This is a genomic window from Streptococcus sp. HMSC076C08, assembly GCF_001810825.1.
Lineage (GTDB): Bacteria > Bacillota > Bacilli > Lactobacillales > Streptococcaceae > Streptococcus.
Genome location: NZ_KV802734.1, coordinates 1 through 24,240 on the forward strand (window position 1 = coordinate 1; position 24,240 = coordinate 24,240).

Annotated in this window: 23 protein-coding genes, 1 pseudogene, 1 riboswitch and 2 other annotated features; of the genes and pseudogenes, 17 read left to right on the forward strand and 7 right to left on the reverse strand. The window is 44.1% G+C overall.

What is annotated here, in order from left to right:
* Positions 1-40: 40 nt before the first annotated feature.
* Together HMPREF2766_RS05100 and galR are read right to left on the reverse strand one after the other, a co-directional pair.
* A complete protein-coding gene (locus HMPREF2766_RS05100) occupies positions 41-967 on the reverse strand; it encodes a site-specific integrase (RefSeq protein ID WP_070568172.1) in 927 nt (308 codons plus the stop codon).
* Positions 968-1,119: 152 nt separating this feature from the next.
* Positions 1,120-2,124, reverse strand: a complete 1,005-nt coding sequence (gene galR / locus HMPREF2766_RS05105; RefSeq protein ID WP_070568175.1) for a DNA-binding transcriptional regulator GalR — start codon at positions 2,122-2,124, stop codon at positions 1,120-1,122.
* 164 nt (positions 2,125-2,288) lie between these two features.
* Here galR and HMPREF2766_RS05110 point away from each other — a divergent pair, with 164 nt between their 5' ends.
* The 3 genes from HMPREF2766_RS05110 (at position 2,289) to HMPREF2766_RS05120 (ending at position 5,441) form a co-directional block, all read left to right on the forward strand.
* Positions 2,289-3,467 (forward strand): galactokinase, encoded by a 1,179-nt coding sequence (locus HMPREF2766_RS05110; protein ID WP_070568178.1) that lies wholly within the window; start codon positions 2,289-2,291, stop codon positions 3,465-3,467.
* 18 nt (positions 3,468-3,485) lie between these two features.
* Positions 3,486-4,967 carry a UDP-glucose--hexose-1-phosphate uridylyltransferase gene (locus tag HMPREF2766_RS05115; RefSeq protein WP_070568181.1) on the forward strand — a complete coding sequence of 494 codons (1,482 nt, stop codon included), beginning with the start codon at positions 3,486-3,488 and terminating at the stop codon, positions 4,965-4,967.
* A gap of 69 nt (positions 4,968-5,036) precedes the next feature.
* Positions 5,037-5,441, forward strand: coding sequence for a PaaI family thioesterase (locus HMPREF2766_RS05120; RefSeq protein ID WP_070568184.1), 405 nt, complete (start codon positions 5,037-5,039; stop codon positions 5,439-5,441).
* A gap of 33 nt (positions 5,442-5,474) precedes the next feature.
* Here the strand turns inward: HMPREF2766_RS05120 and HMPREF2766_RS05125 are convergent, their stop codons facing one another.
* The 4 genes from HMPREF2766_RS05125 to HMPREF2766_RS05140 all read right to left on the reverse strand — a co-directional run bounded on the left by HMPREF2766_RS05125 (position 5,475) and on the right by HMPREF2766_RS05140 (position 9,182).
* Positions 5,475-6,737 (reverse strand): nucleobase:cation symporter-2 family protein, encoded by a 1,263-nt coding sequence (locus HMPREF2766_RS05125; RefSeq protein WP_070568187.1) that lies wholly within the window; start codon positions 6,735-6,737, stop codon positions 5,475-5,477.
* Positions 6,737-7,318, reverse strand: a complete 582-nt coding sequence (locus tag HMPREF2766_RS05130) for a xanthine phosphoribosyltransferase (RefSeq protein ID WP_049489605.1) — start codon at positions 7,316-7,318, stop codon at positions 6,737-6,739. Before HMPREF2766_RS05130 ends, HMPREF2766_RS05125 begins: the two co-directional genes overlap by 1 nt.
* A gap of 409 nt (positions 7,319-7,727) precedes the next feature.
* Positions 7,728-7,823: riboswitch (purine riboswitch) on the reverse strand.
* Between the two features lie 133 nt (positions 7,824-7,956).
* Positions 7,957-8,343 carry a bleomycin resistance protein gene (locus tag HMPREF2766_RS05135; RefSeq protein WP_000386238.1) on the reverse strand — a complete coding sequence of 129 codons (387 nt, stop codon included), beginning with the start codon at positions 8,341-8,343 and terminating at the stop codon, positions 7,957-7,959.
* Between the two features lie 11 nt (positions 8,344-8,354).
* Entirely contained in the window at positions 8,355-9,182 is an 828-nt protein-coding gene (locus HMPREF2766_RS05140; protein WP_070568190.1) for an exodeoxyribonuclease III, read from the reverse strand.
* 133 nt (positions 9,183-9,315) lie between these two features.
* On the opposite strand from HMPREF2766_RS05140, the gene HMPREF2766_RS05145 reads away from it, so the two are divergent.
* From HMPREF2766_RS05145 to trpA, 14 genes are all read left to right on the forward strand, one after another.
* Entirely contained in the window at positions 9,316-9,771 is a 456-nt protein-coding gene (locus HMPREF2766_RS05145) for a DUF3290 family protein (protein WP_000675329.1), read from the forward strand.
* The gene (locus HMPREF2766_RS05150) at positions 9,768-10,403 is read left to right on the forward strand and encodes a DUF421 domain-containing protein (RefSeq protein WP_070568193.1); all 636 of its coding nucleotides are present in this window, start codon (positions 9,768-9,770) and stop codon (positions 10,401-10,403) included. The genes HMPREF2766_RS05145 and HMPREF2766_RS05150 overlap by 4 nt, the downstream gene beginning before the upstream one ends.
* A 54-nt stretch (positions 10,404-10,457) precedes the next feature.
* Positions 10,458-12,203, forward strand: a complete 1,746-nt coding sequence (locus HMPREF2766_RS05155; RefSeq protein WP_070568196.1) for an ABC transporter ATP-binding protein — start codon at positions 10,458-10,460, stop codon at positions 12,201-12,203.
* Entirely contained in the window at positions 12,193-13,935 is a 1,743-nt protein-coding gene (locus HMPREF2766_RS05160) for an ABC transporter ATP-binding protein (protein WP_070568199.1), read from the forward strand. The genes HMPREF2766_RS05155 and HMPREF2766_RS05160 overlap by 11 nt, the downstream gene beginning before the upstream one ends.
* Before the next feature lie 104 nt (positions 13,936-14,039).
* Positions 14,040-14,732 carry a sugar transferase gene (locus tag HMPREF2766_RS05165; protein WP_000922222.1) on the forward strand — a complete coding sequence of 231 codons (693 nt, stop codon included), beginning with the start codon at positions 14,040-14,042 and terminating at the stop codon, positions 14,730-14,732.
* 42 nt (positions 14,733-14,774) lie between these two features.
* Positions 14,775-16,004, forward strand: coding sequence for a DegT/DnrJ/EryC1/StrS family aminotransferase (locus HMPREF2766_RS05170; protein WP_070568201.1), 1,230 nt, complete (start codon positions 14,775-14,777; stop codon positions 16,002-16,004).
* 33 nt (positions 16,005-16,037) lie between these two features.
* Positions 16,038-16,268: a binding site (T-box leader), on the forward strand.
* Positions 16,269-16,430: 162 nt separating this feature from the next.
* Entirely contained in the window at positions 16,431-17,609 is a 1,179-nt protein-coding gene (trpB, locus tag HMPREF2766_RS05175) for a tryptophan synthase subunit beta (RefSeq protein ID WP_000208442.1), read from the forward strand.
* Positions 17,600-17,831 (forward strand) — a binding site (T-box leader). (Overlaps the previous gene by 10 nt.)
* 71 nt (positions 17,832-17,902) lie before the next feature.
* Positions 17,903-19,264, forward strand: a complete 1,362-nt coding sequence (trpE, locus tag HMPREF2766_RS05185; RefSeq protein ID WP_070568204.1) for an anthranilate synthase component I — start codon at positions 17,903-17,905, stop codon at positions 19,262-19,264.
* A complete protein-coding gene (locus tag HMPREF2766_RS05190; protein WP_070568207.1) occupies positions 19,261-19,827 on the forward strand; it encodes an aminodeoxychorismate/anthranilate synthase component II in 567 nt (188 codons plus the stop codon). Before trpE ends, HMPREF2766_RS05190 begins: the two co-directional genes overlap by 4 nt.
* Before the next feature lie 10 nt (positions 19,828-19,837).
* Complete coding sequence (gene trpD / locus HMPREF2766_RS05195; protein WP_070568211.1) at positions 19,838-20,842, forward strand: anthranilate phosphoribosyltransferase; 1,005 nt, start codon at positions 19,838-19,840, stop codon at positions 20,840-20,842.
* The gene (gene trpC, locus HMPREF2766_RS05200) at positions 20,839-21,606 is read left to right on the forward strand and encodes an indole-3-glycerol phosphate synthase TrpC (RefSeq protein WP_049520406.1); all 768 of its coding nucleotides are present in this window, start codon (positions 20,839-20,841) and stop codon (positions 21,604-21,606) included. The genes trpD and trpC overlap by 4 nt, the downstream gene beginning before the upstream one ends.
* Positions 21,593-22,192 (forward strand): phosphoribosylanthranilate isomerase, encoded by a 600-nt coding sequence (locus HMPREF2766_RS05205; protein WP_049520407.1) that lies wholly within the window; start codon positions 21,593-21,595, stop codon positions 22,190-22,192. The genes trpC and HMPREF2766_RS05205 overlap by 14 nt, the downstream gene beginning before the upstream one ends.
* Positions 22,170-23,393 carry a tryptophan synthase subunit beta gene (gene trpB, locus HMPREF2766_RS05210; protein WP_000331265.1) on the forward strand — a complete coding sequence of 408 codons (1,224 nt, stop codon included), beginning with the start codon at positions 22,170-22,172 and terminating at the stop codon, positions 23,391-23,393. Before HMPREF2766_RS05205 ends, trpB (HMPREF2766_RS05210) begins: the two co-directional genes overlap by 23 nt.
* Positions 23,386-24,162 (forward strand): tryptophan synthase subunit alpha, encoded by a 777-nt coding sequence (gene trpA / locus HMPREF2766_RS05215; protein WP_070568214.1) that lies wholly within the window; start codon positions 23,386-23,388, stop codon positions 24,160-24,162. Before trpB (HMPREF2766_RS05210) ends, trpA begins: the two co-directional genes overlap by 8 nt.
* On the opposite strand, the pseudogene HMPREF2766_RS10360 reads toward trpA, so the two are convergent.
* Positions 24,134-24,220, reverse strand: a pseudogene (locus HMPREF2766_RS10360) (prepilin peptidase); the annotation flags it as partial. The gene trpA and the pseudogene HMPREF2766_RS10360 overlap by 29 nt on opposite strands.
* Between the last annotated feature and the right edge of the window lie 20 nt (positions 24,221-24,240).

Below are 24,240 nucleotides of genomic sequence, written 5' to 3' on the forward strand. Positions count from 1 at the left end.
GACCAGCTCATTACCCTTCAACAGCGTGAGTGATTCCTACTTAATTGAGACTAGATAGTGATCGCATAATCAAATCAATATCTTGATTTTCAAGTTCTTGGATAATATGAAGGTATGTTTTTTGAGTAGTGGTCATGCTAGCATGCCCTAGTCGTCTAGCAACACTAGCAATTGAAACACCAGCAAAAAGCAGAAGTGAAGCATGGGTATGCCGCAGACCGTGTAAAGTAATCACGGGAACTTTGGCTTCCTTACATCTCTTCTCTAAGACGTTATTTATAGTAGAATTGTATATTTTCCCATGAACAAAGATAGGTTGTTCCAAAGGGAGATCACGCGTTAGTTCGGCAAATTGGATAACAGTTTGCCAATCTAATTGAATTTTTCGAACAGAAGAACGATTTTTCGTTGGTGCAAATTCTCCAACTTCTTTATAATTCCAAGTTTTATTAATACTGAGTAGTTGATGAGGAAAGTCAAAGTCAGCTGGTGTGATGCCCAGAGCTTCAGAAAAACGAATTCCAGTCTTAGCTGTTAGTAATATGAGCCAATCCCAGTTGAGATGATTAGATAGCTTTAAATGAGTTAAGAGTGTATGAAGTTCAAACTGATTGAGGTATTTTGGCTTCTTTTCTCGAGGATTTTTCCCTTTAATAATGGCCTTACGAGTAGGATCGTGAGTGATTAACCCTTCATCTACAGCATCCATAATCGCACTTTTAAGCTGATGGTGAAAATCCATTGTTGTGACACGTTCATGCTCTTTTGCGTAGTTATTGAGTAACTGTTGATAAACGATACGATTTACATCGCATAGTTTTAGATCAGGTGCTAGTTCTTGTAGCCAGTGCAGGGTCATTTTGTATTTTTGTAAAGTAACATTTCGGATGGCTCCTTCTTTGTAAATGGTAATCCATTGTTTGTAGTAGGTATGTAGGTAGTCGTTTGGAGTTATTTTAGCTAACATTTGGAAATTCCTTTCTAATAGGTTGGTGTATACTAATGGCTCGCCTCATTAGTATCATACTACTTTTATCAGCTGTTTAAAAATATGATTGTGGAGGGATAGCAAAAAACTCACAAGCAAGTTTCGCTCAGAATCTTGTTTGTGAGTTTTTCTTATTCATTCCTCGTACTCTCTCTCAAAGTCAGTCTGGTTCCCAGCATGGTTAGGCTAGGGATTTTGCGACCGTGTAGAACTTCCTTGTTAAGAATATCCATCCCTGCTCGGCCCATTTCCTCGGTATAGACAGTGATACTGGAGAGGGGGGGATAGACCTGCTTGGTCAGGCTAGTGTCGTTAAAAGAAATGAGGCTGACGCGGTCTGGTAGGCTGATTCCAGCTTCTTGAAGGGCACGAAGGGCACCGATGGCTAAACTATCGCTGGCTGCGAAAAAGGCTGGTGGGAGTTGTTCTCCTAGCTTGTGAATGGCCTCCTTCATCAAGTCATAGCCAGACTGGGCAGTAAAGCTCCCCTGAAAGACCAGTTCTTTATGGTAGATTCCATTTGCTTGGGTATAGTCTTTGAAATTCTCTAGCCGCTTATCCTGGATAATTTCTTCCTGGTCGGTTGTTTCCTCAAGGCCTGTGAGAATTCCAATACGGTTCATCCCTTGGCTGAGGAAATGGTCTACAACTTGTTTCACAGCAGTGTAAAAGTCAGTGATAATACAGGTATGACCTAGTGAGAGGGTGTCGCTGTCTATAAAGACTAAAGGTTTTTGGTATTCTTCAAAGGCGGCAATCTGATCTCGGCTAAATTTTCCGATGCAGAGAATGCCAATCACTTCCTCGCTGAGGGTAAAAGGATGATCGTTAAAATAGCGCAAGATATCATAGTCCAGTTCTTGGGCTCTTTTTTCAATACCGAGACGAATCTGATAGTAGTAGAGATCGTCCAACTCCCCTTGTTCGCTGACCCATTGGATAATGGCAATCTTTTGCTTGGGTTTGTGGGATTCGCCTGTCTTGAGGTGCTTAGTATAGCCCAGCTCTTCCGCGACAGTTAAAATACGGTGTCTGGTTTCTTCTGTAACAGATAGGCTCTGGTCGCGATTGAGGACACGAGATACGGTCGCGATAGAGACAGAGGCTAGCTGTGCGATATCTTTTAAGGTAGCCATAAATCCTCCTCCTTTTAGGTTAGTATATCATATTTTTCTGCTTTTTACTGATAGTTTAGTAAAAGTTTAGTAAAAAGGATTGACCTTGGTAAATCCCTTGGATACAATAGAAGAAAACGATTACACGTTAAGGCGACTTAACGAACAGTCAAAGGAGAATTTATATGACACAAGATCTTACTACTGAAGCCCTTCGCAAAGACTTTCTTGCCGTTTTTGGTCAAGAAGCAGACCAAACTTTCTTTTCACCAGGCCGTATCAATTTGATTGGTGAACACACGGATTACAATGGTGGACATGTTTTCCCAGCAGCTATTTCCTTGGGAACTTATGGGGCGGCTCGCAAACGTGACGACCAAGTTTTGCGTTTCTACTCAGCCAACTTTGAGGACAAGGGTATCATTGAAGTGCCTCTTACTGACCTCAAGTTTGAAAAAGAGCACAGCTGGACCAACTATCCAAAAGGGGTTCTTCATTTCTTGCAAGAAGCAGGTCATGTCATTGACAAAGGTTTTGATTTTTATGTCTTTGGGAATATCCCAAATGGTTCAGGTTTGTCATCATCAGCGTCCTTGGAACTCTTGACTGGTGTTGTGGCAGAGCATCTCTTTGGTTTAAAACTAGACCGTTTGGATTTGGTTAAAATCGGAAAACAAACAGAAAACAACTTTATTGGAGTCAACTCTGGTATCATGGACCAGTTTGCTATCGGTATGGGTGCTGACCAACGGGCCATTTACCTGGATACCAATACGTTAGAATATGACTTGGTGCCACTTGATTTGAAGGACAATGTTGTTGTTATCATGAACACTAATAAACGTCGTGAATTGGCGGACTCTAAGTACAATGAACGCCGTGCTGAGTGTGAAAAAGCTGTGGAAGAATTGCAAGCTGCCATGGATATTCAGACCTTGGGTGAATTGGATGAGTGGGCCTTTGACCAATATAGCTATCTGATTAAAGATGAAAATCGCTTAAAACGTGCTCGCCATGCTGTGCTTGAAAACCAACGTACCCTCAAAGCGCAAGCAGCTCTTCAGGCAGGTGATTTGGAAACCTTTGGTCGTTTGATGAATGCTTCTCACGTTTCTCTAGAACATGACTATGAAGTAACTGGCTTGGAATTGGATACCCTTGTTCACGCAGCTTGGGTACAAGAAGGTGTTCTCGGTGCTCGTATGACAGGAGCTGGTTTTGGTGGCTGTGCCATTGCCTTGGTGCAAAAAGATGCTGTTGAGGCCTTTAAGGAAGCTGTAGGCAAGCACTACGAGGAAGTCGTTGGATATGCTCCAAGCTTCTATATCGCTGAAGTTGCAGGTGGCACTCGCGTCCTTGACTAGTTAAAAGGAGGCTCTATCGTGACCTTAGTAGATAAATTTGTAACACACGTTATTGCTGAAAGTTCATTTGAGGAAATGGATCGCATCTACCTGACCAATCGTGTCTTAGCACGGGTGGGCGAAGGAGTTTTGGAAGTTGAGACTGATATGGATAAATTGATTGACCTCAAGGACCAGCTTGTTGAGGAAGCCGTTTGCATGGAAACGATTGAAGATAGTCTGGCTGCGCGCGAAATTCTCGGTGCTGACCTCATGGACTTGGTAACGCCGTGTCCGAGCCAGGTTAATCGTGACTTTTGGACAACCTATGCCCAGTCACCAGAGCAGGCAATTGCAGACTTCTACCAACTCAGTCAGAAAAATGACTACATCAAACTAAAGGCTATCGCAAAGAATATTGCTTATCGTGTTCCGTCTGACTACGGTGAACTAGAGATTACCATCAATCTCTCTAAGCCTGAAAAGGATCCAAAAGAGATTGCAGCAGCCAAGTTGGTGCAAGCTAGCAATTATCCTCAGTGTCAGCTTTGTCTAGAGAATGAGGGCTACCATGGTCGGGTCAACCACCCAGCTCGAAGCAACCACCGTATTATCCGTTTTGAAATGGCTGGGCAGGAGTGGGGCTTCCAGTATTCGCCCTATGCTTATTTTAATGAGCACTGTATTTTCTTAGACGGCCAGCACCGTCCCATGGCTATCAGCCGTCAGAGCTTTGAGCGTCTGCTGGCGATTGTAGAGCAGTTTCCAGGCTATTTTGCAGGTTCGAATGCCGACCTGCCAATCGTGGGAGGCTCTATTCTCACCCATGACCACTATCAGGGAGGCCGTCACGTATTTCCTATGGAATTGGCTCCCTTGCAAAAGACTTTCCGATTTGCTGGTTTTGAACAGGTCAAGGCTGGGATTGTCAAGTGGCCTATGTCAGTGCTTCGTTTGACTTCGGATTCCAAAGAGAATTTGATCAACTTGGCTGACAAGATTTTGCAGGAATGGCGGCAATATTCAGACTCTGAAGTACAGATTTTGTCAGAGACAGACGGGACACCACACCATACCATTACCCCCATTGCCCGTAAACGCGATGGACAGTTTGAGTTGGACTTGGTCTTGCGAGACAATCAGACATCGCCAGAGCATCCTGATGGCATCTATCATCCCCACAAGGATGTCCAACATATCAAGAAGGAAAATATCGGCTTGATTGAGGTCATGGGCTTGGCTATTTTGCCACCACGTCTGAAAGCAGAAGTGGAGCAAGTTGCCAGCTATCTTGTAGGCGATGATGAAGCAGTTGCCTCTTATCATCAGGAATGGGCAGACCAGCTCAAAGATCAACATCCGGACCTAGCGGATAAAGAAAAAGCCCTTGAAATCGTCAAGGACTCTGTGGGCGCTATTTTTGCGCGTGTTTTGGAGGACGCAGGGGTTTACAAGCAGACGGAACAAGGACAGGTAGCCTTTATGCGCTTTGTAGAACAGGTCGGAATTTTACCAGACTAGGAGCTTTCTCCTTGCACAGTCCTATAAAAAGTAGTATCATAGTGTCGTTTGAACTATCAGGAGGAAACGATGAAAGATTTTCATTTTGACGCTATATCGGCCTTTGAAAATTACGAAATAGAAAAAATGAGAGATGGTCATGTTGTGGTGACGACAAAAGTAGTGGACTCGTCGCTCAACTATTATGGCAATGCCCATGGTGGCTATCTCTTCACCCTTTGTGACCAAATCAGTGGTTTGGTAGTCATCTCTCTAGGGCTTGATGGAGTGACGCTCCAATCCTCTATCAACTACCTCAAGGCAGGAAAACTTGACGATGTACTGACCATTAAAGGAGAATGTGTCCATCATGGTCGCACAACTTGTGTCGTGGATGTCGATATTACCAATCAAGATGGCAGAAATGTCTGCAAGGCAACCTTCACCATGTTTGTCACGGGCCAACGGTCAGAAGATAGACAGGTAAGGATATAGAGAAACAAAAAAAGAGGCTCACACCTCTTTTTCTTATTTCTTTTTCCGGTTTAATACTGCATTGAGTACAATGGCGAGTAGGCTGGCTACGACGATTCCGTTTGAGAAGAACATTTGGAAGGCTGTCGGCATGCTGACAAAGAGATTACTATTGTTTAGACCTACACCTGCAGCGATGGATACAGCTGCGATAAGGAAGTTATGTTCATTGTTAGTAAAGTCAACGCGGGCGAGGATTTGCATCCCTTGAAGGGAAACAAAACCAAACATCACCAGCATGGCCCCTCCAAGGACAGGGCTTGGAATGGTTTGGGCGAGCGCGCCAAACTTAGGAAGGAGTCCAAGGAGGACTAGAAAACCAGCTGCGTAGTAGATTGGCAGGCGAGTCTTGATACCTGACAATTTAACCAAACCAACGTTTTGTGAAAATCCTGTGTAAGGGAAGGTGTTAAAGATTCCTCCGAGAAGTACGGCTAAACCTTCTGCACGGTAACCGTTACGCAGGCGCGTGCTGTCGATTGGGTCATTGGTGATATCAGACAAGGCCAGGTAAACACCAGTGGACTCAACCATAGAAACCGTTGCAATGATACACATCATGACAATAGATGAGATTTCAAAGGTTGGCATCCCAAAGTAGAGGGGAGTTGGGACATGGACAAGTGGTGCTGCCGCAACAGGGGAGAAATCAACCAAGCCCATGGTAGCAGCAATGGCAGTTCCAACAACCAGACCAATCAAAATGGAGATAGACTTGATGAATCCTTTGGTAAAGATGTTGATCAAGAGGATGATTAGAACAGTGATGGCTGCAAGCAAGAGACTTTGACCAGTTGGCTCTGGAACGTTATTTCCCATATTTCCAATAGCGACAGGAATCAAGGTTAAACCAATCGTGGTAATGACAGAGCCTGTTACGATAGAAGGGAAAAGATTAGCTACTTTTGAGAAGATGCCTGAAATCAGAACTACATAAATCCCTGAAACGATAAGGGCACCAAACATAGCACCGCTACCGTGACTCTGCCCAATCATAATCAAGGGAGCAACCGACTGGAAGGCAACCCCGAGAACGACTGGTAGTCCAATCCCAAAGTATTTGTTGAGTTGGAGTTGAAGGAAGGTGGCCACCCCACACATGAAGATATCTGTGGAGATTAGGTAGGTCAATTGCTCAGCTGAATAGCCCAGAGCTGTCGCAATCATGATGGGAACCAGGATGGATCCTGAGTACATGGCTAATAAGTGTTGCAAGCCAAGAACGGCTGCTTGTGAGTGTTTTTCTTGTTTTTGCATTAGAGATCTGCCTCCTTAAATACGACCTGACCATTTTCGAAACGATCCAAGCGAGCCAGTGATAGGACTGGATATCCTGCTTTTTCAAGCAAATCACGACCATCTTGGAAAGATTTTTCAATCACGATACCTATCGCTTCAACTTTTGCTCCGGCTTGTTCGATGATTTGGATCAAGCCTTTGGCCGCTTGGCCATTAGCAAGGAAATCATCGATAATCAAGACCTTGTCCTCAGGTGAGAGGAATTTTACAGCGATGGAAACGGTGCTGGTCACCTGCTTGGTAAAGGAGTAGACTTGGGCGGTTAAGATACCTTCGTTCATGGTGATGTTTTTAGCTTTCTTGGCGAAAATCATGGGAACGTTTAAGGCTTCAGCTGTAAAAACGGCTGGTGCAATGCCTGACGCTTCAATCGTTACAACCTTGGTAATGCCAGCAGAAGCGAATTTGTCCGCAAATACCTTACCAATCTCTCGCATCAAGCTAAAGTCAACTTGATGGGTTAAAAAGGAATCCACCTTGAGGATATTATCACCCAAGATATGCCCATCCTCGAGGATGCGCTCTTCTAATAATTTCATAAGACCTCCTAAAGTCTAAAAGATGCTTCATTTGCTTGTCTAAATGTTTCTAAAGTGATTTAGTTTGCTAATAATGTATATGTATAATACTAGTGCGAGCGAAGCGAGTTTTACTAGATATTTCCCGCTGTAGTGGTATCATAGACAATAATCTTGTTATTGTATATGACGGGATTTTTGAGAGTAAAATAGTTCGGGGAACTATTTTAGCCTAAGCCTAGAAATGAAAGAGCTAGGGGCTCAAAAATTAGGGATGAATTTCCGAAGGAAGTTGCTCCCGTCCGCACTAATTAAGGGAAATATTAAAAATATTTAGTTTACACTTAAAGGCGTGATTTAACAAAAATATTCAAAAAGGACTTACTTAATCCCCTAAGTAAGTCCTCAAAATAGGCATGGCCAAAACCATACCTTCAGCTGACATACTCATTGTTAGGTGTTCCGGCACCTTGTAGAAACGTCGTGCCAATTCACGACATAAACAAGTAAAATGATATTTAATTTTAAATAGGCTGTTGCCAATGTTTTTATTTTACACCAATTAGCTTTATAAATCAAATATTTTGTTAGCAAATAGATCATAAAAGCGAACGAATAAAAGGCTGCAATACTAGATAGTATTGTAGCCTTTTATTCTTCTATTCGCTAAATCTTAAAAAATAACCATCTGGATCCAAAACTGCAAATTCATGAGGATAGATATAATGATCTCCAACACGAAATGTTCTCTTAGTCAAAGGACGATAAATAGGATAGTTGGCTTCCAGCAGTTTTTGGTGGAGTTGAGGGACATCTTCAATGCCAAAGGAAATATTGACACCGCGCCCGAAAGGATAGGTTAGTTGGGCTAATTCTTCTGTGCTGCCTTCTTCTAGCATAAGTTGGCAGTCTTCAAGCGAGAGGAAGAGAAATTTCTCCTCTGGACGCTCGTATTCGACAGAAAATCCCAGCAAGTCGCAGTAGAAGTGGCGTGACTTTTCGAGGTCAGATACTACAAATTCAGGAATGACAGCTTGATAGTCCATTAGCTTTCTCCTTAGAGCTCAATTTCCAATACAATCGGCGTATGGTCTTGACGCGCACCCGAGTCAATCATGTCAGACTTGGTCACCTTGTCAGCCACGCGGTTGCTAGTGAGCCAGTAGTCGATTCTCCAGCCTGTATTGTTGATTTTAGAAGTCTTGCTACGTTGCGCCCACCAAGTGTAACGCTCAGGGACATCACTGTGAATGTGGCGGAAGGTGTCTGTAAATCCAGTTGCTAAAAGGTTGGTAAACCCAGCACGTTCCTCGTCTGTAAATCCAGGCGAACGGCGGTTGCTGGCAGGATTTGCAAGGTCGATTTCCTTGTGAGCTACGTTGTAGTCTCCAGTTGCAAGGACTGGTTTTTCTTTGTCTAGTTGCGCCAAATACTCAGCGTATTTGACATCCCAGACTTGGCGTTCTTCCAAGCGTTTGAGACCGTCGCCAGCGTTTGGTGTGTATACTTGGGTTACGAAAAATGTATCAAATTCCAAGGTGATGATGCGGCCTTCCAAGTCCATGGTAGAAGGAGCACCGATTTCTGGGAAGCTAATCGTTGGTGTGAGTTCTTTCTTATAGAGGAACATGGTTCCAGCGTAGCCTTTGCGAGCAGGTTCTTGAGAGGAACGCCAAGTGTTTTCATAACCTGGGAAGAGTTCTTCAAGTACTTCTAGGTGTTTCTTAGTAGGGCCCTTGGCAGAAAGCTTGGTTTCTTGGATAGCGATAATATCAGCATTTTCGGCTACCAAGATTTGTAGGACTTCTTGGGACAATTTCGCGCGAGCTGAGTCACTAGTTAGGGCTGCGTTGAGGGAATCAATATTCCATGAGATGAGTTTCATAAAGTTACCTTTTTCATTCAGATTATAGATTTTATTATACCAAAAAAAGGTCTATTTCCCCAACGTATGGCTTGAAAAATCACTCTCTTTCGTTTATAATTAAGAATGATTTTATGAAAGGGAGTGAAAATAAATGAAATTTTACTCATATGACTATGTACTTAGCCAAATCAGTCAGCAAAATGGCATCATGATTGGCTTTGGAATTGTTCTCCTAGCTATCACAGGATTTTTTGCTTTTAAAGCCTATCGAGATAAAAAGGGGACTAAGTTTCGGGAATTGGTCATGATTTTGGCCTTGACCTTGGTGGCCATGCTTTTGGTGACAATCTCAAAATACCAGACCAATCAAGCCTCTAACAACCAATTTCAAACTTCACTTCATTTCATAGAGGTTGTTTCCAAAGACTTGGGAGTGGATAAATCAGAAGTTTATGTCAATACTTCTGCAGCCACTGATGGAGCACTTATCAAGGTAGGTTCAAATTTCTATCGTGCCATGAACGGGAGCCAACCAGACAAGTATCTTTTAGAGAAATTAGAATTGCATCAAACAGACGCTATTGAATTGGTGGAGGTAAACAAATGACACTCAATTATATGGAAATTTTAATCAAACTGGCCTTGGGTCTTTTCTCTCTTGTTTTTGTTATTAATGTGACAGGAAAGGGGAATCTAGCACCTAACTCTGCTACAGACCAAATTCAGAACTATGTTCTTGGTGGTATCATCGGTGGGGTGATTTACAATAGTTCAATCAGCATTCTGCAGTACGCAGTGATTTTGATGATGTGGACGATTTTGGTCTTGACCCTCAAGTGGCTCAATAACAATGTTCGTTTTGTCAAACGCTTGATTGATGGAAAACCAACTCTCCTTATCAAAAATGGGCAGATTGACCCAGAAGCCTGTCGTTCAGTTGGTTTGTCTGCAGCAGAAGTTGCTCTCAAACTTCGTAGCCAAGGAATTTTCCAGATGAAACAGGTCAAACGAGCTGTGCAGGAGCAAAATGGCCAACTCATCGTGATCCAAATGGGAGATGAAAATCCTAAGTATCCAGTTGTGACTGACGGTGTGATCCAAGTCGATGTTTTGGAATATATTGGCCGTAGCGAAGAGTGGTTGCTTGATAATCTCAGCAAACAAGGGCATGACAATGTGGCCAATATCTTTATCGCTGAGTATGACAAGGGTGCTGTCACAGTTGTAACCTATGAATAAGAAAAACCTGGGGTCTTGGCCTCAGGTTTCAATTTGCAATCAGAAAGGGATTTTATGTCCATTATTCAAAAACTTTGGTGGTTTTTCAAGTTAGAAAAACGCCGTTATCTAGTCGGGATTGTGGCCCTGGTTTTGGTTTCCGTCCTCAACCTCATTCCCCCCATGGTTATGGGGCGGGTGATTGATGCCATTACATCGGGGCAATTAACCCATCAGGACCTCCTTCTTAATCTATTTTATCTGCTGCTGGCAGCCTTTGGGATGTACTATCTGCGCTATGTTTGGCGCATGTATATCCTTGGAACTTCCTACCGTCTGGGGCAGATTATGCGCTCTCGATTGTTTGAGCATTTCACAAAAATGTCGCCAGCCTTTTATCAGACCTATCGAACTGGAGACCTGATGGCACACGCCACCAATGATATCAATGCCCTAACTCGTCTCGCAGGTGGAGGAGTCATGTCAGCAGTGGATGCTTCCATCACGGCGCTGGTGACTTTGCTGACCATGCTTTTTAGTATTTCATGGCAAATGACCCTAGTTGCCATTTTACCCTTACCTTTCATGGCTTATGCGACCAGTCGTCTAGGGAGAAAGACCCACAAGGCCTTTGGCGAATCCCAAGCTGCCTTTTCCGAACTTAATAACAAGGTACAGGAGTCTGTATCAGGTATTAAAGTGACCAAGTCTTTCGGTTACCAGGCGGACGAGTTGAAGTCCTTTCAGGCAGTCAATGAATTGACCTTCCAGAAGAACCTGCAAACCATGAAATACGATAGTCTCTTTGACCCTATGGTTCTCTTATTTGTTGGTTCATCCTATGTGTTAACCCTCTTGGTCGGCTCCTTGATGGTTCAAGAGGGACAGATTACAGTTGGTAATCTAGTTACCTTTATCAGCTACTTGGATATGCTAGTTTGGCCTCTTATGGCCATCGGCTTCCTCTTTAATATTACCCAGCGAGGGAAGGTTTCTTACCAGAGAATTGAGGAACTTTTGTCTCAGGAATCACCTGTACAGGACCCTGAGTTTCCTTTAGATGGAATTGAAAACGGGCGCTTGCAGTATGCCGTTGATAGTTTTGCATTTGAAAATGAGGAAACACTGACAAATGTTCACTTTAGTTTGGAAAAAGGGCAAACTCTGGGATTGGTCGGGCAAACAGGCTCTGGAAAAACGTCCTTGATTAAGCTCCTCTTGCGTGAGTACGATGTGGATAAGGGAGCCATTTATCTAAACGGTCACGATATTCGCGATTATCGTCTGACAGATCTTCGTAGTCTTATGGGCTATGTTCCTCAGGACCAGTTCCTCTTTGCGACTTCGATTTTAGACAATATCTGCTTTGGTAATCCTGACCTGCCTTTATCAGAAGTCGAGGAAGCGACTAAGCTAGCTCAAGTTTATCAAGACATTGTAGACATGCCTCAGGGATTTGAGACCATTATCGGTGAAAAGGGAGTCAGTCTTTCTGGTGGTCAAAAGCAGCGTCTGGCCATGAGTCGGGCGATGATTTTAGATCCAGATATCTTGATTTTGGATGATTCTTTGTCGGCCGTGGATGCCAAGACAGAATATGCGATTATTGACAACCTTAAGGAGACGCGAAAGGACAAGACAACCATTATTACGGCTCATCGCCTGAGTGCAGTTGTCCATGCAGATCTAATCTTGGTTCTGCAAAATGGTCAAATTATCGAACGAGGCACACACGAAGACTTGCTAGCTTTGGATGGCTGGTATGCCCAAACCTACCAGTCTCAGCAGCTGGAAATGAAAGGAGAAGAAGATGCAGAATAAGAAAGAACAATGGACTGTATTGAAGCGCTTGATGTCCTATCTCAAGCCTTACGGCCTCCTGACCTTTTTGGCACTCAGTTTTCTCCTAGCGACGACGGTCATTAAAAGTGTCATTCCCCTTGTGGCTTCCCACTTTATCGACCAGTATCTGAGTAATCTTAACCAACTAGCCATTACCGTTTTGCTGGCCTACTATGGCCTTTATATTCTACAAACTGTAGTTCAGTATGTCGGTAATCTTCTCTTTGCGCGGGTATCCTACAGTATCGTTAGGGATATTCGTCGCGATGCCTTTGATAATATGGAGAAGCTGGGCATGTCTTACTTTGACAAGACGCCAGCAGGCTCTATTGTCTCTCGTTTGACAAATGACACCGAGACGATCAGTGATATGTTTTCGGGGATTTTATCCAGCTTTATTTCAGCAGTTTTCATCTTTCTGACAACTCTGTATACCATGTTGGTATTGGATTTTCGTTTGACAGCTTTAGTCTTGCTCTTTCTCCCCTTGATTTTCCTTTTGGTCAATCTCTATCGAAAAAAATCAGTGAAAATCATTGAGAAAACCAGAAGTCTCTTGTCAGATATCAATAGCAAGCTGGCCGAAAACATCGAGGGAATCAGAATAATCCAGGCCTTTAATCAAGAGAAGCGCCTACAGTCAGAGTTTGATGAAATCAACCAAGAACACTTGGTCTATGCCAACCGTTCTGTAGCCTTGGATGCCCTCTTTTTGCGCCCTGCCATGAGTTTGCTGAAACTTTTAGGTTATGCTGTCTTGATGGCCTATTTTGGCTACCGTGGGCTTTATCTGGGAATAACAGCAGGAACTATGTATGCCTTTATCCAGTACATCAATCGTCTCTTTGACCCCTTGATTGAGGTGACGCAAAACTTTTCAACCCTTCAAACTTCTATGGTTTCTGCAGGCCGTGTTTTTGCCTTGATTGATGAGAGGACCTATGAACCCCTTCAAAAGGATAGCCAAGCAAAGATTACAGAAGGCAATATTCGTTTTGAACATGTGTGTTTCTCATATGATGGCAAACACCCGATTCTGGATGACATTTCTTTTTCAGTTAACAAGGGGGAAACCATTGCCTTTGTAGGTCATACAGGTTCGGGGAAATCATCTATTATCAATGTCCTCATGCGTTTTTATGAATTTCAGTCAGGCCGAGTTCTCTTGGATGGTGTGGATATTAGGGACTACAGTCAGGAAGAGCTGAGAAAGAACATCGGTCTGGTCTTGCAGGATCCCTTCCTCTATCATGGGACTATCAAGTCCAATATCGCCATGTACCAAGACATTAGTGATGATCAGGTCCAGGCTGCGGCTGCCTTTGTCGATGCAGATTCCTTTATTCAGGAGCTTCCGCAGGGTTATAATGCACCTGTATCTGAGCGTGGTTCGAGCTTTTCTACTGGCCAACGCCAGCTTCTTGCCTTTGCCAGAACAGTTGCTAGTCAACCTAAAATCCTGATTTTGGATGAAGCGACAGCCAATATTGATTCGGAAACAGAAAGTTTGGTTCAAGATTCCCTAGCTAAGATGAGACAGGGTCGGACGACCATTGCTATTGCTCATCGCCTTTCGACCATCCAAGACGCCAACTGTATCTACGTTTTGGACAAGGGGCGCATCATCGAGAGTGGAACCCATGAGGAACTCTTGGACTTGGGAGGAACCTATCACAAGATGTATAGCTTGCAGGCAGGGGCTCTTACCTAAAGAAGAATTCCTTTAAATTACAGATTTCTTGCACCGCCTTTTCCATTTTGTGGTATAATGAAAAATGTTGACAAATAGTATAATAAAAACAAAGGAGAAACAGCATGCTGAAATGGGAAGACTTGCCCGTGGAAATGCAATCAAGCGAGGTTGAGTCTTATTACCAGCTTGTCTCTAAAAGGAAGGGGTCGCTGATTTTCAAGCGTTGCCTGGATTGGGTTCTGGCCCTGTTTTTGCTACTTTTGACTTCTCCCGTCTTTCTTATCTTGAGCATTTGGATCAAGTTGGATAGCAAGGGACCAGTCATTTATAAGCAAGAGCGCGTGACCCAGTATAACCGTCCGTTCAAGATTTGGAAGTTCCGTACCATGGTAACGGATGCGGATAAAAAAGGAAGTCTGGTGACTTCTGCTAACGATAGTCGCATTACCAAGGTGGGAAATTTTATTCGCCGTGTGCGCTTGGACGAACTGCCTCAGTTGGTCAATGTTCTTAAAGGCGAAATGTCCTTTGTTGGGACAAGGCCTGAAGTGCCACGTTACACAGAGCAGTATAGTCCTGAAATGATGGCGACCTTGCTCTTGCCGGCAGGAATCACCTCTCCAGCCAGCATCAACTACAAGGATGAGGATACGATCATCAGTCAAATGACGGAGAAAGGTCTAACGGTTGATCAGGCCTATGTCGAACACGTCCTACCTGAAAAGATGCGCTATAACCTCGCCTATCTCCGAGAGTTTAGTTTCCTTGGAGACATCAAAATCATGTTTCAAACCGTGTTTGAGGTACTAAAATAAAGTAGTCATGAGAAAATGAGTACAGATAAAAGGAGCAAATCAATGCCAAATTACAATATTCCATTTTCACCACCCGATATTACAGAAGCAGAAATTGCTGAAGTAGCGGATACCCTTCGTTCTGGTTGGATCACAACAGGTCCGAAGACAAAAGAACTGGAGCGTCGCTTGTCTCTTTACACACAGACACCTAAGACTGTCTGTCTCAACTCTGCGACTGCGGCTCTTGAGTTGATTTTACGTGTTTTGGAAGTGGGACCAGGTGATGAAGTCATCGTTCCAGCCATGACCTATACAGCTTCATGTAGTGTCATCACACACGTGGGAGCAACACCTGTCATGGTGGATATCCAAGCAGATACTTTTGAAATGGACTATGACTTGCTTGAGCAAGCCATTACTGAGAAAACTAAGGTGATCATCCCAGTAGACCTTGCAGGGATTGTTTGCGACTATGACCGTTTGTTCCAAGTCGTGGAGAAGAAACGGGACCTCTTTACTGCATCAAGCAAGTGGCAAAAAGCCTTTAACCGTATCGTGATTGTCTCTGATAGTGCCCATGCTTTGGGATCAACTTATAAAGGACAACCTGCTGGTTCTATCGCTGACTTTACTTCCTTCTCATTCCATGCCGTTAAGAACTTTACAACTGCTGAGGGAGGAAGTGCGACTTGGAAGGCCAATCCAGCTATTGACGATGAAGAGATGTACAAGGAATTCCAGATTCTTTCGCTTCATGGTCAAACTAAGGATGCTCTTGCTAAGATGCAACTGGGCTCATGGGAATACGATATAGTCACACCAGCCTACAAGTGCAATATGACAGATATCATGGCTTCTCTTGGTTTGGTACAATTGGACCGTTACCCAGCTTTGCTACAACGTCGTAAGGACATCGTGGACCGCTATGATCGTGGTTTTGCGGGTACTCGTATTCACCCACTTGCACACAAGACTGATACGGTCGAATCTTCACGCCACCTCTACATCACTCATGTAGAAGGAGCAAGTTTAGAAGAACGCAACCTTATCATCCAAGAATTGGCCAAAGCAGGAATTGCAAGTAATGTTCACTACAAACCGCTTCCGCTCTTGACAGCCTATAAGAATCTTGGCTTTGATATGGCAGATTATCCAAGAGCCTATGCCTTCTTTGAAAATGAAATCACGCTCCCACTTCATACAAAATTAAGCGATGAAGAAGTTGATTACATCGTTAAGACTTTGGTGAGAATTTCCGAAGAAATCCTCGATTCTGGAAAAAAATCATAAAAAATCTTGACAAAAAGCGGACAATAACATATAATATTCTCAATAAATCAGAAAAGTAGTTATTTTTGATCTTCAGGGAGCCTGTGGTGATTGTGAACAGGTGGTTGGAAGTAGTGAAAGTGGGCTGATTTTAAAAATGAATTTGAAACAATAAAAATTCGGTGCGCACACCTTACAGTGCAACTTGTTGTTAGACAAGGTAGAGATGTAAAGGGGATAGTCCCTTTATAATTGAGGTGGCACCGCGTTACTAACGCCCTCACACAGAAGTAGATTCTGTGTGTGGGCTTTTTTCTTTCGGTCATTTTGTTTATCTTTTATTAGGGCGTTAAGTCGCTTTGATGAACTTGAGTTCTATCTGCAGCTCCTTGCCTACTACTAAAAGCAAACAAAACGGCCGGATTAATATGGAAAGAGGAAATTTTTATGACAACTAAAGGATATTTTGGACAATTTGGTGGTAGTTTTGTACCGGAGCCGATTCAGGCTTTGTTGGATGAGTTAGAAGTGACATTTGACAAATACAAGGATGATCCAGAATTTTTGGCAGAATTTCGCCATTACTTGAAGGATTATTCAGGTCGTGAAACACCGCTCTATTTTGCAGAAAGTTTGACAGACCACCTAGGTGGAGCTAAGATTTATCTCAAGCGCGAAGACCTGAACCACCTTGGTTCTCACAAGCTTAACAACGTTCTAGGTCAAATCCTTCTTGCCAAACGTATGGGCAAAAAACGAGTGATCGCAGAAACAGGAGCTGGTCAGCACGGTGTTGCGACAGCAGCTGCTGCAGCCAAGTTTGGTATGGCCTGTGATGTCTATATGGGGGCAGAGGATGTGGAGCGTCAACGTCTCAATGTTTTCCGTATGGAGATGATGGGAGCAACTGTTCACGCAGTTGAAACGGGAACGCGAACTCTCAAGGATGCGGTTGATGCAGCCTTTGGAGCATGGATGAATGACCTTGAAGCCTTCTACGTTTTGGGATCTGCTGTAGGACCTCATCCTTATCCTACCATTGTTCATGAATTCCAAAAGGTCATCAGTGAAGAATCTCGTCGCCAAATCTTGGAAAAAGAAGGCCGTTTACCAGACTACGTCATTGCCTGTGTAGGTGGTGGTTCCAATGCTATCGGTGCTTTTTCGCAGTATGTGGCTGATGAAGAAGTCAAATTGGTTGGGGTCGAAGCTGCCGGTCATGGACTTGACACAGACAAGCATGCAGCCACTATGACAAAAGGTAGTGTCGGAATTGTCGATGGTATGAAGACCTATGCAGTCTTTAAGGAAGACGGAGAGCTGGCGCCAGTTTACTCTATCTCAGCTGGTTTGGACTATCCAGGGGTTGGCCCAGAACACGCCTACTTCAAAGATTCTGGCCGCGTAGAATACGTAGCAGCGACAGACGAAGAAGCTGTTCAAGCCTTGCTCCTTCTTAGTAAGACAGAAGGGATTATCCCAGCGATTGAAAGTTCACACGCCATCGCAGAAGCGGTTAAACGTGCACCGAAACTAAGTAAAGATGACATTATCATCATCAATGTCTCTGGTCGTGGAGACAAGGACGTAGCTGCTATTGCAGACTACCTAGAAGCTAAAAAATAAGAGATGGAAAAATTACAGTCTTTTCTCTCACAGAGAGCTTGTGGTTGCTGGAAACAAGCAGAGAAAGCTGTAAGGTTGGGTCCATCTGAAACGAGAGAAGAAAACATAATTCTCAAGGGAGTGCCCTTTATCGCACAGCCTGTTACAGGAAGGTTCTGAGACAGGAATGAGAGATAGGAGAAATCCTATAATTGAGGTGGCACCGCGAATTTCGTCCTCACGCAAGTTATTTTGCGTGGGGATTTTTCATACAGTCGCCACGGACTAGAAGTAGAACTGAAAGGGAAATTACAATGGAACGAATCATTCATGGAGATGTCTTATCACCAATCTTGGCTTACATGCGTCTAAAGGGGCAACACAAGGTTATTTTAGAGAGTATTCCGAGAGACAAGGAAACAGCTCGTTTTTCTATCTTAGCCTATAATCCAGTTTTTGAGATTAAGTTTGAAAATGGAATCCTTTATCAAAATGGTCAAGTGATTGATCGGGATCCTTTGGATTTCCTTTATGAAGTGACTCATAAGAGCCAGCACCATTCAGATCTACCTTTTGGTGGGGGAGCTATTGGCTTTGTCGGTTACGATATGATTTCGCTCTATGAAGAAATTGGTCAAATTCCTGAGGATACCATTGGGACGCCAGACATGCATTTCTTTGTCTATGAGAGTTACATGGTCTTTGACCACAAGAAGGAAAAAATCCATGTCATAGAGGATGCTCTCTATAGTGATCGCAGTCAAGAAGATTTGGAAGAATCCTTGAACCAAGTGCTTGAGGAATTACGAATTCCTGCTTCAAATGAATTTGAAGATTTGGATCTATCTCCGCTGAACTTCAAACCGCATATCGCTCCTCAGAAGTTTGAGCAAATGGTGGAAACAGCTCGCGACTTGATTCGTAATGGTGATATGTTCCAATGCGTGCTTAGCCAGCGTTTCTCAGCAGAAGTTACTGGAAATCCATTTGACTTCTACAGAAATCTCCGCGTGACCAATCCATCTAATTACCTTTATTTCTATGATTTTGGGGATTATCAAATCATCGGTGCTAGTCCAGAAAGTTTGGTTTCTGTCAAAAATGGCATCGTAACTACCAATCCGATTGCAGGTACGCGACCAAGAGGAGCTACGGATGAAGAGGACAAGGCCTTGGCGACAGACCTCCTGTCTGATGAGAAGGAAACAGCAGAACATCGAATGTTAGTAGACTTGGGACGTAACGATATTGGCCGCATCTCTGAAACGGCAAGTGTTCAAGTCACCAAGTATATGGAAGTGGAGCTCTTCCGCTATGTCATGCATTTGACCAGCGTGGTGAAAGGGCGTTTGCTTCCAGAACTCACTGCCATGGATGCCTTGAAAGCTACACTTCCAGCTGGAACAGTTTCAGGAGCACCAAAGATTCGGGCCATGAGACGGATCTATGAACTGGAAACAGAAAAACGTGGTGTATACGCAGGAGCAATCGGCTACTTGTCTGCGACGGGTGATATGGATTTGGCCATCGCCATCCGAACCATGATTCTTAAAAATCAAAGAGCCTATGTGCAGGCTGGGGCAGGGATTGTCTATGACTCTATCGCCCAAAACGAATACCAAGAAACCATTAACAAGGCTAAATCTATGACTAGAATTGGAGAACTAAGACCATGATTTTATTGATTGACAACTATGATTCTTTTACTTATAACTTGGCGCAATACATCGGGAATTTTGCAGAAGTGCAGGTTTTGAGAAATGATGATCCCAAGCTGTATGAAGAAGCTGAAAAAGCAGATGGTCTGGTCTTTTCTCCTGGTCCAGGTTGGCCAATTGATGCCGGAAAGATGGAAGACATGATTCGTGACTTTGCAGGTAAGAAGCCAATTCTAGGTATTTGTTTGGGTCACCAAGCTATCGCAGAAGTCTTTGGTGGGAAGCTGGGCTTGGCTCCAAAAGTCATGCATGGGAAACAGAGCCATATCAGCTTTGAAGCGCCATCTGTTCTCTATCAAGGCATTGAGGATGGTCGTCCAGTCATGCGTTACCACAGTATTTTGATTGAAGAAATGCCTGAAGACTTTGAAGTGACAGCTCGTTCGACTGATGACCAAGCTATTATGGGAATTCAACACAAAAGCCTGCCGATTTATGGCTTCCAGTACCATCCAGAAAGTATCGGAACGCCAGATGGCTTGTCTTCTATTCAGAATTTTATCGAGAAGGTTGTAAAGTGAGGAAACTAGGATGAAAGAGATTATTGAAAAACTAGCAAAATTTGAACATTTATCAGGTGTGGAAATGACGGATGTCATTGAGCGTATCGTAACTGGGCGTGTAACTGAGGCGCAGATTGCTTCTCTCCTCTTGGCCCTTAAGATGAAGGGGGAAACACCTGAAGAGCGCACAGCCATTGCTCAAGTCATGAGAGGGCATGCTCAACACATTCCAACTGAGATTCATGATGCCATGGACAACTGTGGTACTGGTGGAGACAAGTCTTTCAGCTTTAACATTTCCACAACTGCAGCCTTTGTCTTGGCTGGTGGCGGTGTTCACATGGCCAAGCACGGAAACCGTTCGATTTCTTCTAAATCAGGTTCTGCAGATGTCCTTCAAGCCTTGGGCATCAATCTTGACCTCAAACCAGCTGAACTAGGTAAGGTCTTTGATAAAACTGGCATCGTCTTTCTCTTTGCTAAAAATATGCATCCAGCTATGAAATACATCATGCCAGCTCGTTTGGAATTGGGGATTCCAACGATTATGAACTTGACTGGTCCACTGATTCACCCAATGGCCTTGGAAACACAGCTTCTTGGGATTAGTCGTCCAGAACTGCTAGAAAGTACAGCTCAGGTTTTGAAAAATATGGGTCGCAAACGTGCTATCGTAGTTGCTGGACCAGAAGGCTTGGATGAAGCTGGCTTGAACGGAACAACCAAGATTGCTCTTCTTGAAAATGGCGAAATCACCTTGTCAAGTTTCACTCCAGAGGATTTGGGGATGAAACACTACGCTATCGAAGATATCCGTGGAGGGAATGCTCAGGAAAATGCAGAGATTTTGCTTAGCGTTCTTCAAAACGAACCAAGTCCATTCTTGGAAACGACAGTCTTGAATGCTGGTCTTGGTTTCTATGCCAATGGTAAGGTAGCTAGTATCAAGGAAGGAGTTGCCTTGGCCCGTCAAGTGATTGCTAGTGGTAAGGCCCTAGAAAAACTCAGACTGTTACAGGAGTATCAAAAATGAGTCAGGAATTTTTAGCACGAATTTTGGAGCAGAAGGCTCATGAGGTCGAGCAGATGGAGCTGGAGGAAGTCCAGCCCCTACGCCAGACCTATCGCCTAGCTGAATTTTTGAAGAATCACCAAGATCGTTTACAGGTAATCGCTGAAGTCAAGAAGGCTAGCCCTAGTCTGGGAGATATCAATCTCGATGTGGATATTGTGCAACAGGCCCAGACTTATGAAGCAAATGGAGCAGTGATGATTTCGGTTTTGACAGATGAGATTTTCTTTAAAGGGCATTTGGATTATCTACGGGAGATTTCCAGTCAAGTAGAGATTCCGACGCTCAACAAGGACTTTATCATCGATGAAAAACAAATCATCCGCGCTCGCAATGCCGGCGCGACAGTTATCTTGCTCATCGTGGCTGCCTTGTCAGAAGAACGCCTCAAGGAACTGTATGACTACGCGACAGAGCTTGGTCTGGAAGTCTTGGTGGAAACTCACAATCTAGCTGAACTAGAGGTAGCCCACAGACTGGGTGCTGAGATTATTGGGGTTAATAACCGCAACTTGACCACCTTTGAAGTCGACTTGCAGACCAGTGTAGACTTGGCCCAGTACTTTAAGGAAGGTCGCTATTACATTTCTGAATCTGCTATTTTCACAGGGCAGGATGCAAAACGAGTAGCACCATACTTTAACGGAATTTTGGTGGGAACAGCTCTCATGCAGGCAGAAGATGTAGCCCAGAGAATCAAGGAGTTGCAGATTGACAAAGGTTAAGATTTGTGGACTATCGACCAAAGAAGCGGTAGAGACAGCCGTATCAGCAGGGGCAGACTACATCGGTTTTGTCTTCGCACCCAGTAAAAGACAGGTGACCTTGGAAGAGGCTACAGAGCTGGCAAAGCTCATTCCTGTGAACGTTAAGAAGGTTGGCGTATTTGTTTCACCAAGTCGGGCAGAACTGCTAGAAGCGATTGACAAAGTTTGCTTGGACTTGGTTCAAGTTCATGGTCAGGTAGCAGATGATTTGTTTGAGGATTTGCCTTGCGCTAGCATTCAGGCGGTGCAGGTGGATGGAAATGGTCATGTCCCCAATTCTCAGGCAGACTATTTACTCTTTGATGCTCCTGTAGCAGGGAGTGGACAGACTTTTGACTGGGGTCAACTAGATACGTCTGGACTAGCCCAGCCATTTTTCATCGCAGGTGGGCTTAATGAAGACAATGTAGAAGAAGCAATTCAACACTTTACTCCCTATGCAGTAGATGTATCGAGTGGAGTGGAGACAGATGGACAGAAAGATCAGGAAAAGATTAGAAGATTTATAGAGAGGGTAAAGCATGGCATATCAAGAACCAAATAAAGATGGATTTTACGGAAAATTCGGCGGACGTTTCGTCCCAGAAACATTGATGACAGCAGTTTTGGAGTTGGAAAAAGCTTATCGTGAAAGTCAGGCAGACCCAAGCTTCCAAGAGGAATTGAACCAACTTTTGCGCCAGTATGTAGGACGTGAAACACCTCTTTACTACGCAAAAAACTTGACCCAGCATATTGGCGGAGCCAAGATTTATCTCAAACGGGAAGATCTCAACCATACAGGGGCCCACAAGATTAACAATGCCTTGGGACAGGTTCTTCTAGCTAAACGTATGGGCAAAAAGAAAATCATCGCTGAAACTGGTGCTGGTCAGCACGGCGTGGCAACTGCAACTGCTGCGGCCCTCTTTAACATGGAATGTACCATCTACATGGGTGAGGAAGATGTCAAACGTCAGGCTCTTAATGTCTTCCGTATGGAGCTTTTGGGAGCTAAGGTTGAGGCTGTGACAGATGGTTCGCGCGTGCTCAAGGATGCGGTTAATGCAGCCCTTCGTTCATGGGTTGCTAATATCGACGATACCCACTATATCCTTGGTTCTGCCTTGGGGCCTCATCCTTTCCCAGAAATCGTTCGTGACTTCCAAAGTGTCATCGGTCGAGAGGCTAAACAACAGTACCGTGACTTGACCGGCCAAGATTTGCCAGATGCCCTAGTAGCTTGTGTTGGTGGTGGTTCTAATGCTATCGGACTCTTCCATCCCTTTGTAGAAGATGAGTCTGTTGCCATGTATGGGGCTGAAGCAGCAGGGCTTGGTGTGGACACGGAGCATCACGCAGCGACCTTGACCAAGGGTCGTCCGGGTGTCCTCCACGGTTCTCTCATGGATGTGCTCCAAGATGCTCATGGTCAAATTCTTGAAGCCTTCTCTATCTCAGCAGGTTTGGACTATCCTGGTATCGGTCCAGAACATTCTCACTACCACGATATCAAACGTGCCAGCTATGTTCCTGTGACTGACGAGGAAGCCTTGGAAGGATTCCAACTCTTGTCTCGTGTGGAAGGGATTATTCCAGCCTTGGAATCTAGCCATGCGATTGCCTTCGCGGTGAAATTGGCCAAAGAACTTGGTCCAGACAAGTCAATGATTGTCTGCCTATCCGGTCGTGGGGACAAGGATGTAGTTCAAGTCAAAGACCGCTTGGAAGCAGATGCAGCAAAGAAGGGAGAAGCCCATGCCTAAGACACTAACAGAAAAATTGAATGCTATCAAAGCAGCTGGAAAAGGAATTTTCGTTCCCTATATCATGGCTGGAGACCATGAGAAAGGTTTGGATGGTCTCGCTGAAACAATCCACTTTTTAGAAGATTTGGGTGTTTCAGCTATTGAAGTGGGTATTCCCTTTTCAGACCCTGTTGCAGATGGACCTGTGATCGAAGAAGCAGGCTTGCGCAGTCTAGCTCATGGAACTTCTACCCAGGCTTTGGTTGAAACCTTGAAAACCATTCAAACAGAAATTCCTCTTGTCATTATGACCTACTTCAATCCCCTCTTTCAGTATGGTGTGGACAAATTTGTCAAAGATTTGGCAGATACAACTGTTAAGGGATTGATTATCCCAGACCTGCCTCATGAGCATGCCAACTTTGTAGAGCCTTTTTTGGCAGACACAGATATCGCCTTGATTCCCCTAGTTAGTTTGACCACAGGACTTGAGCGCCAAAAAGAGTTGATTAAGGGAGCTGAAGGATTCGTCTATGCCGTTGCTGTCAATGGGGTAACAGGAAAATCAGGAAATTACCGTGCAGACTTGGACAAGCACCTGGCACAATTGCATCAAGTAGCTGACATCCCAGTCTTGACAGGTTTTGGTGTGTCTAGTCAAGAAGATGTAGAACGCTTTAATGCGGTATCAGATGGTGTTATCGTTGGTTCGAAAATTGTAAAAGCTCTCCACCAAGGAGAGCCGATTGAGGACTTTATCAAACAAGCAGTAGCTTACCAAAAATAATCAAACAAACAGCAAGTAAGAGGAAAGGCACAAACGGCAGTCTTTCCTTTTTCTTTTGAGGGTATAAGTTCATGAATG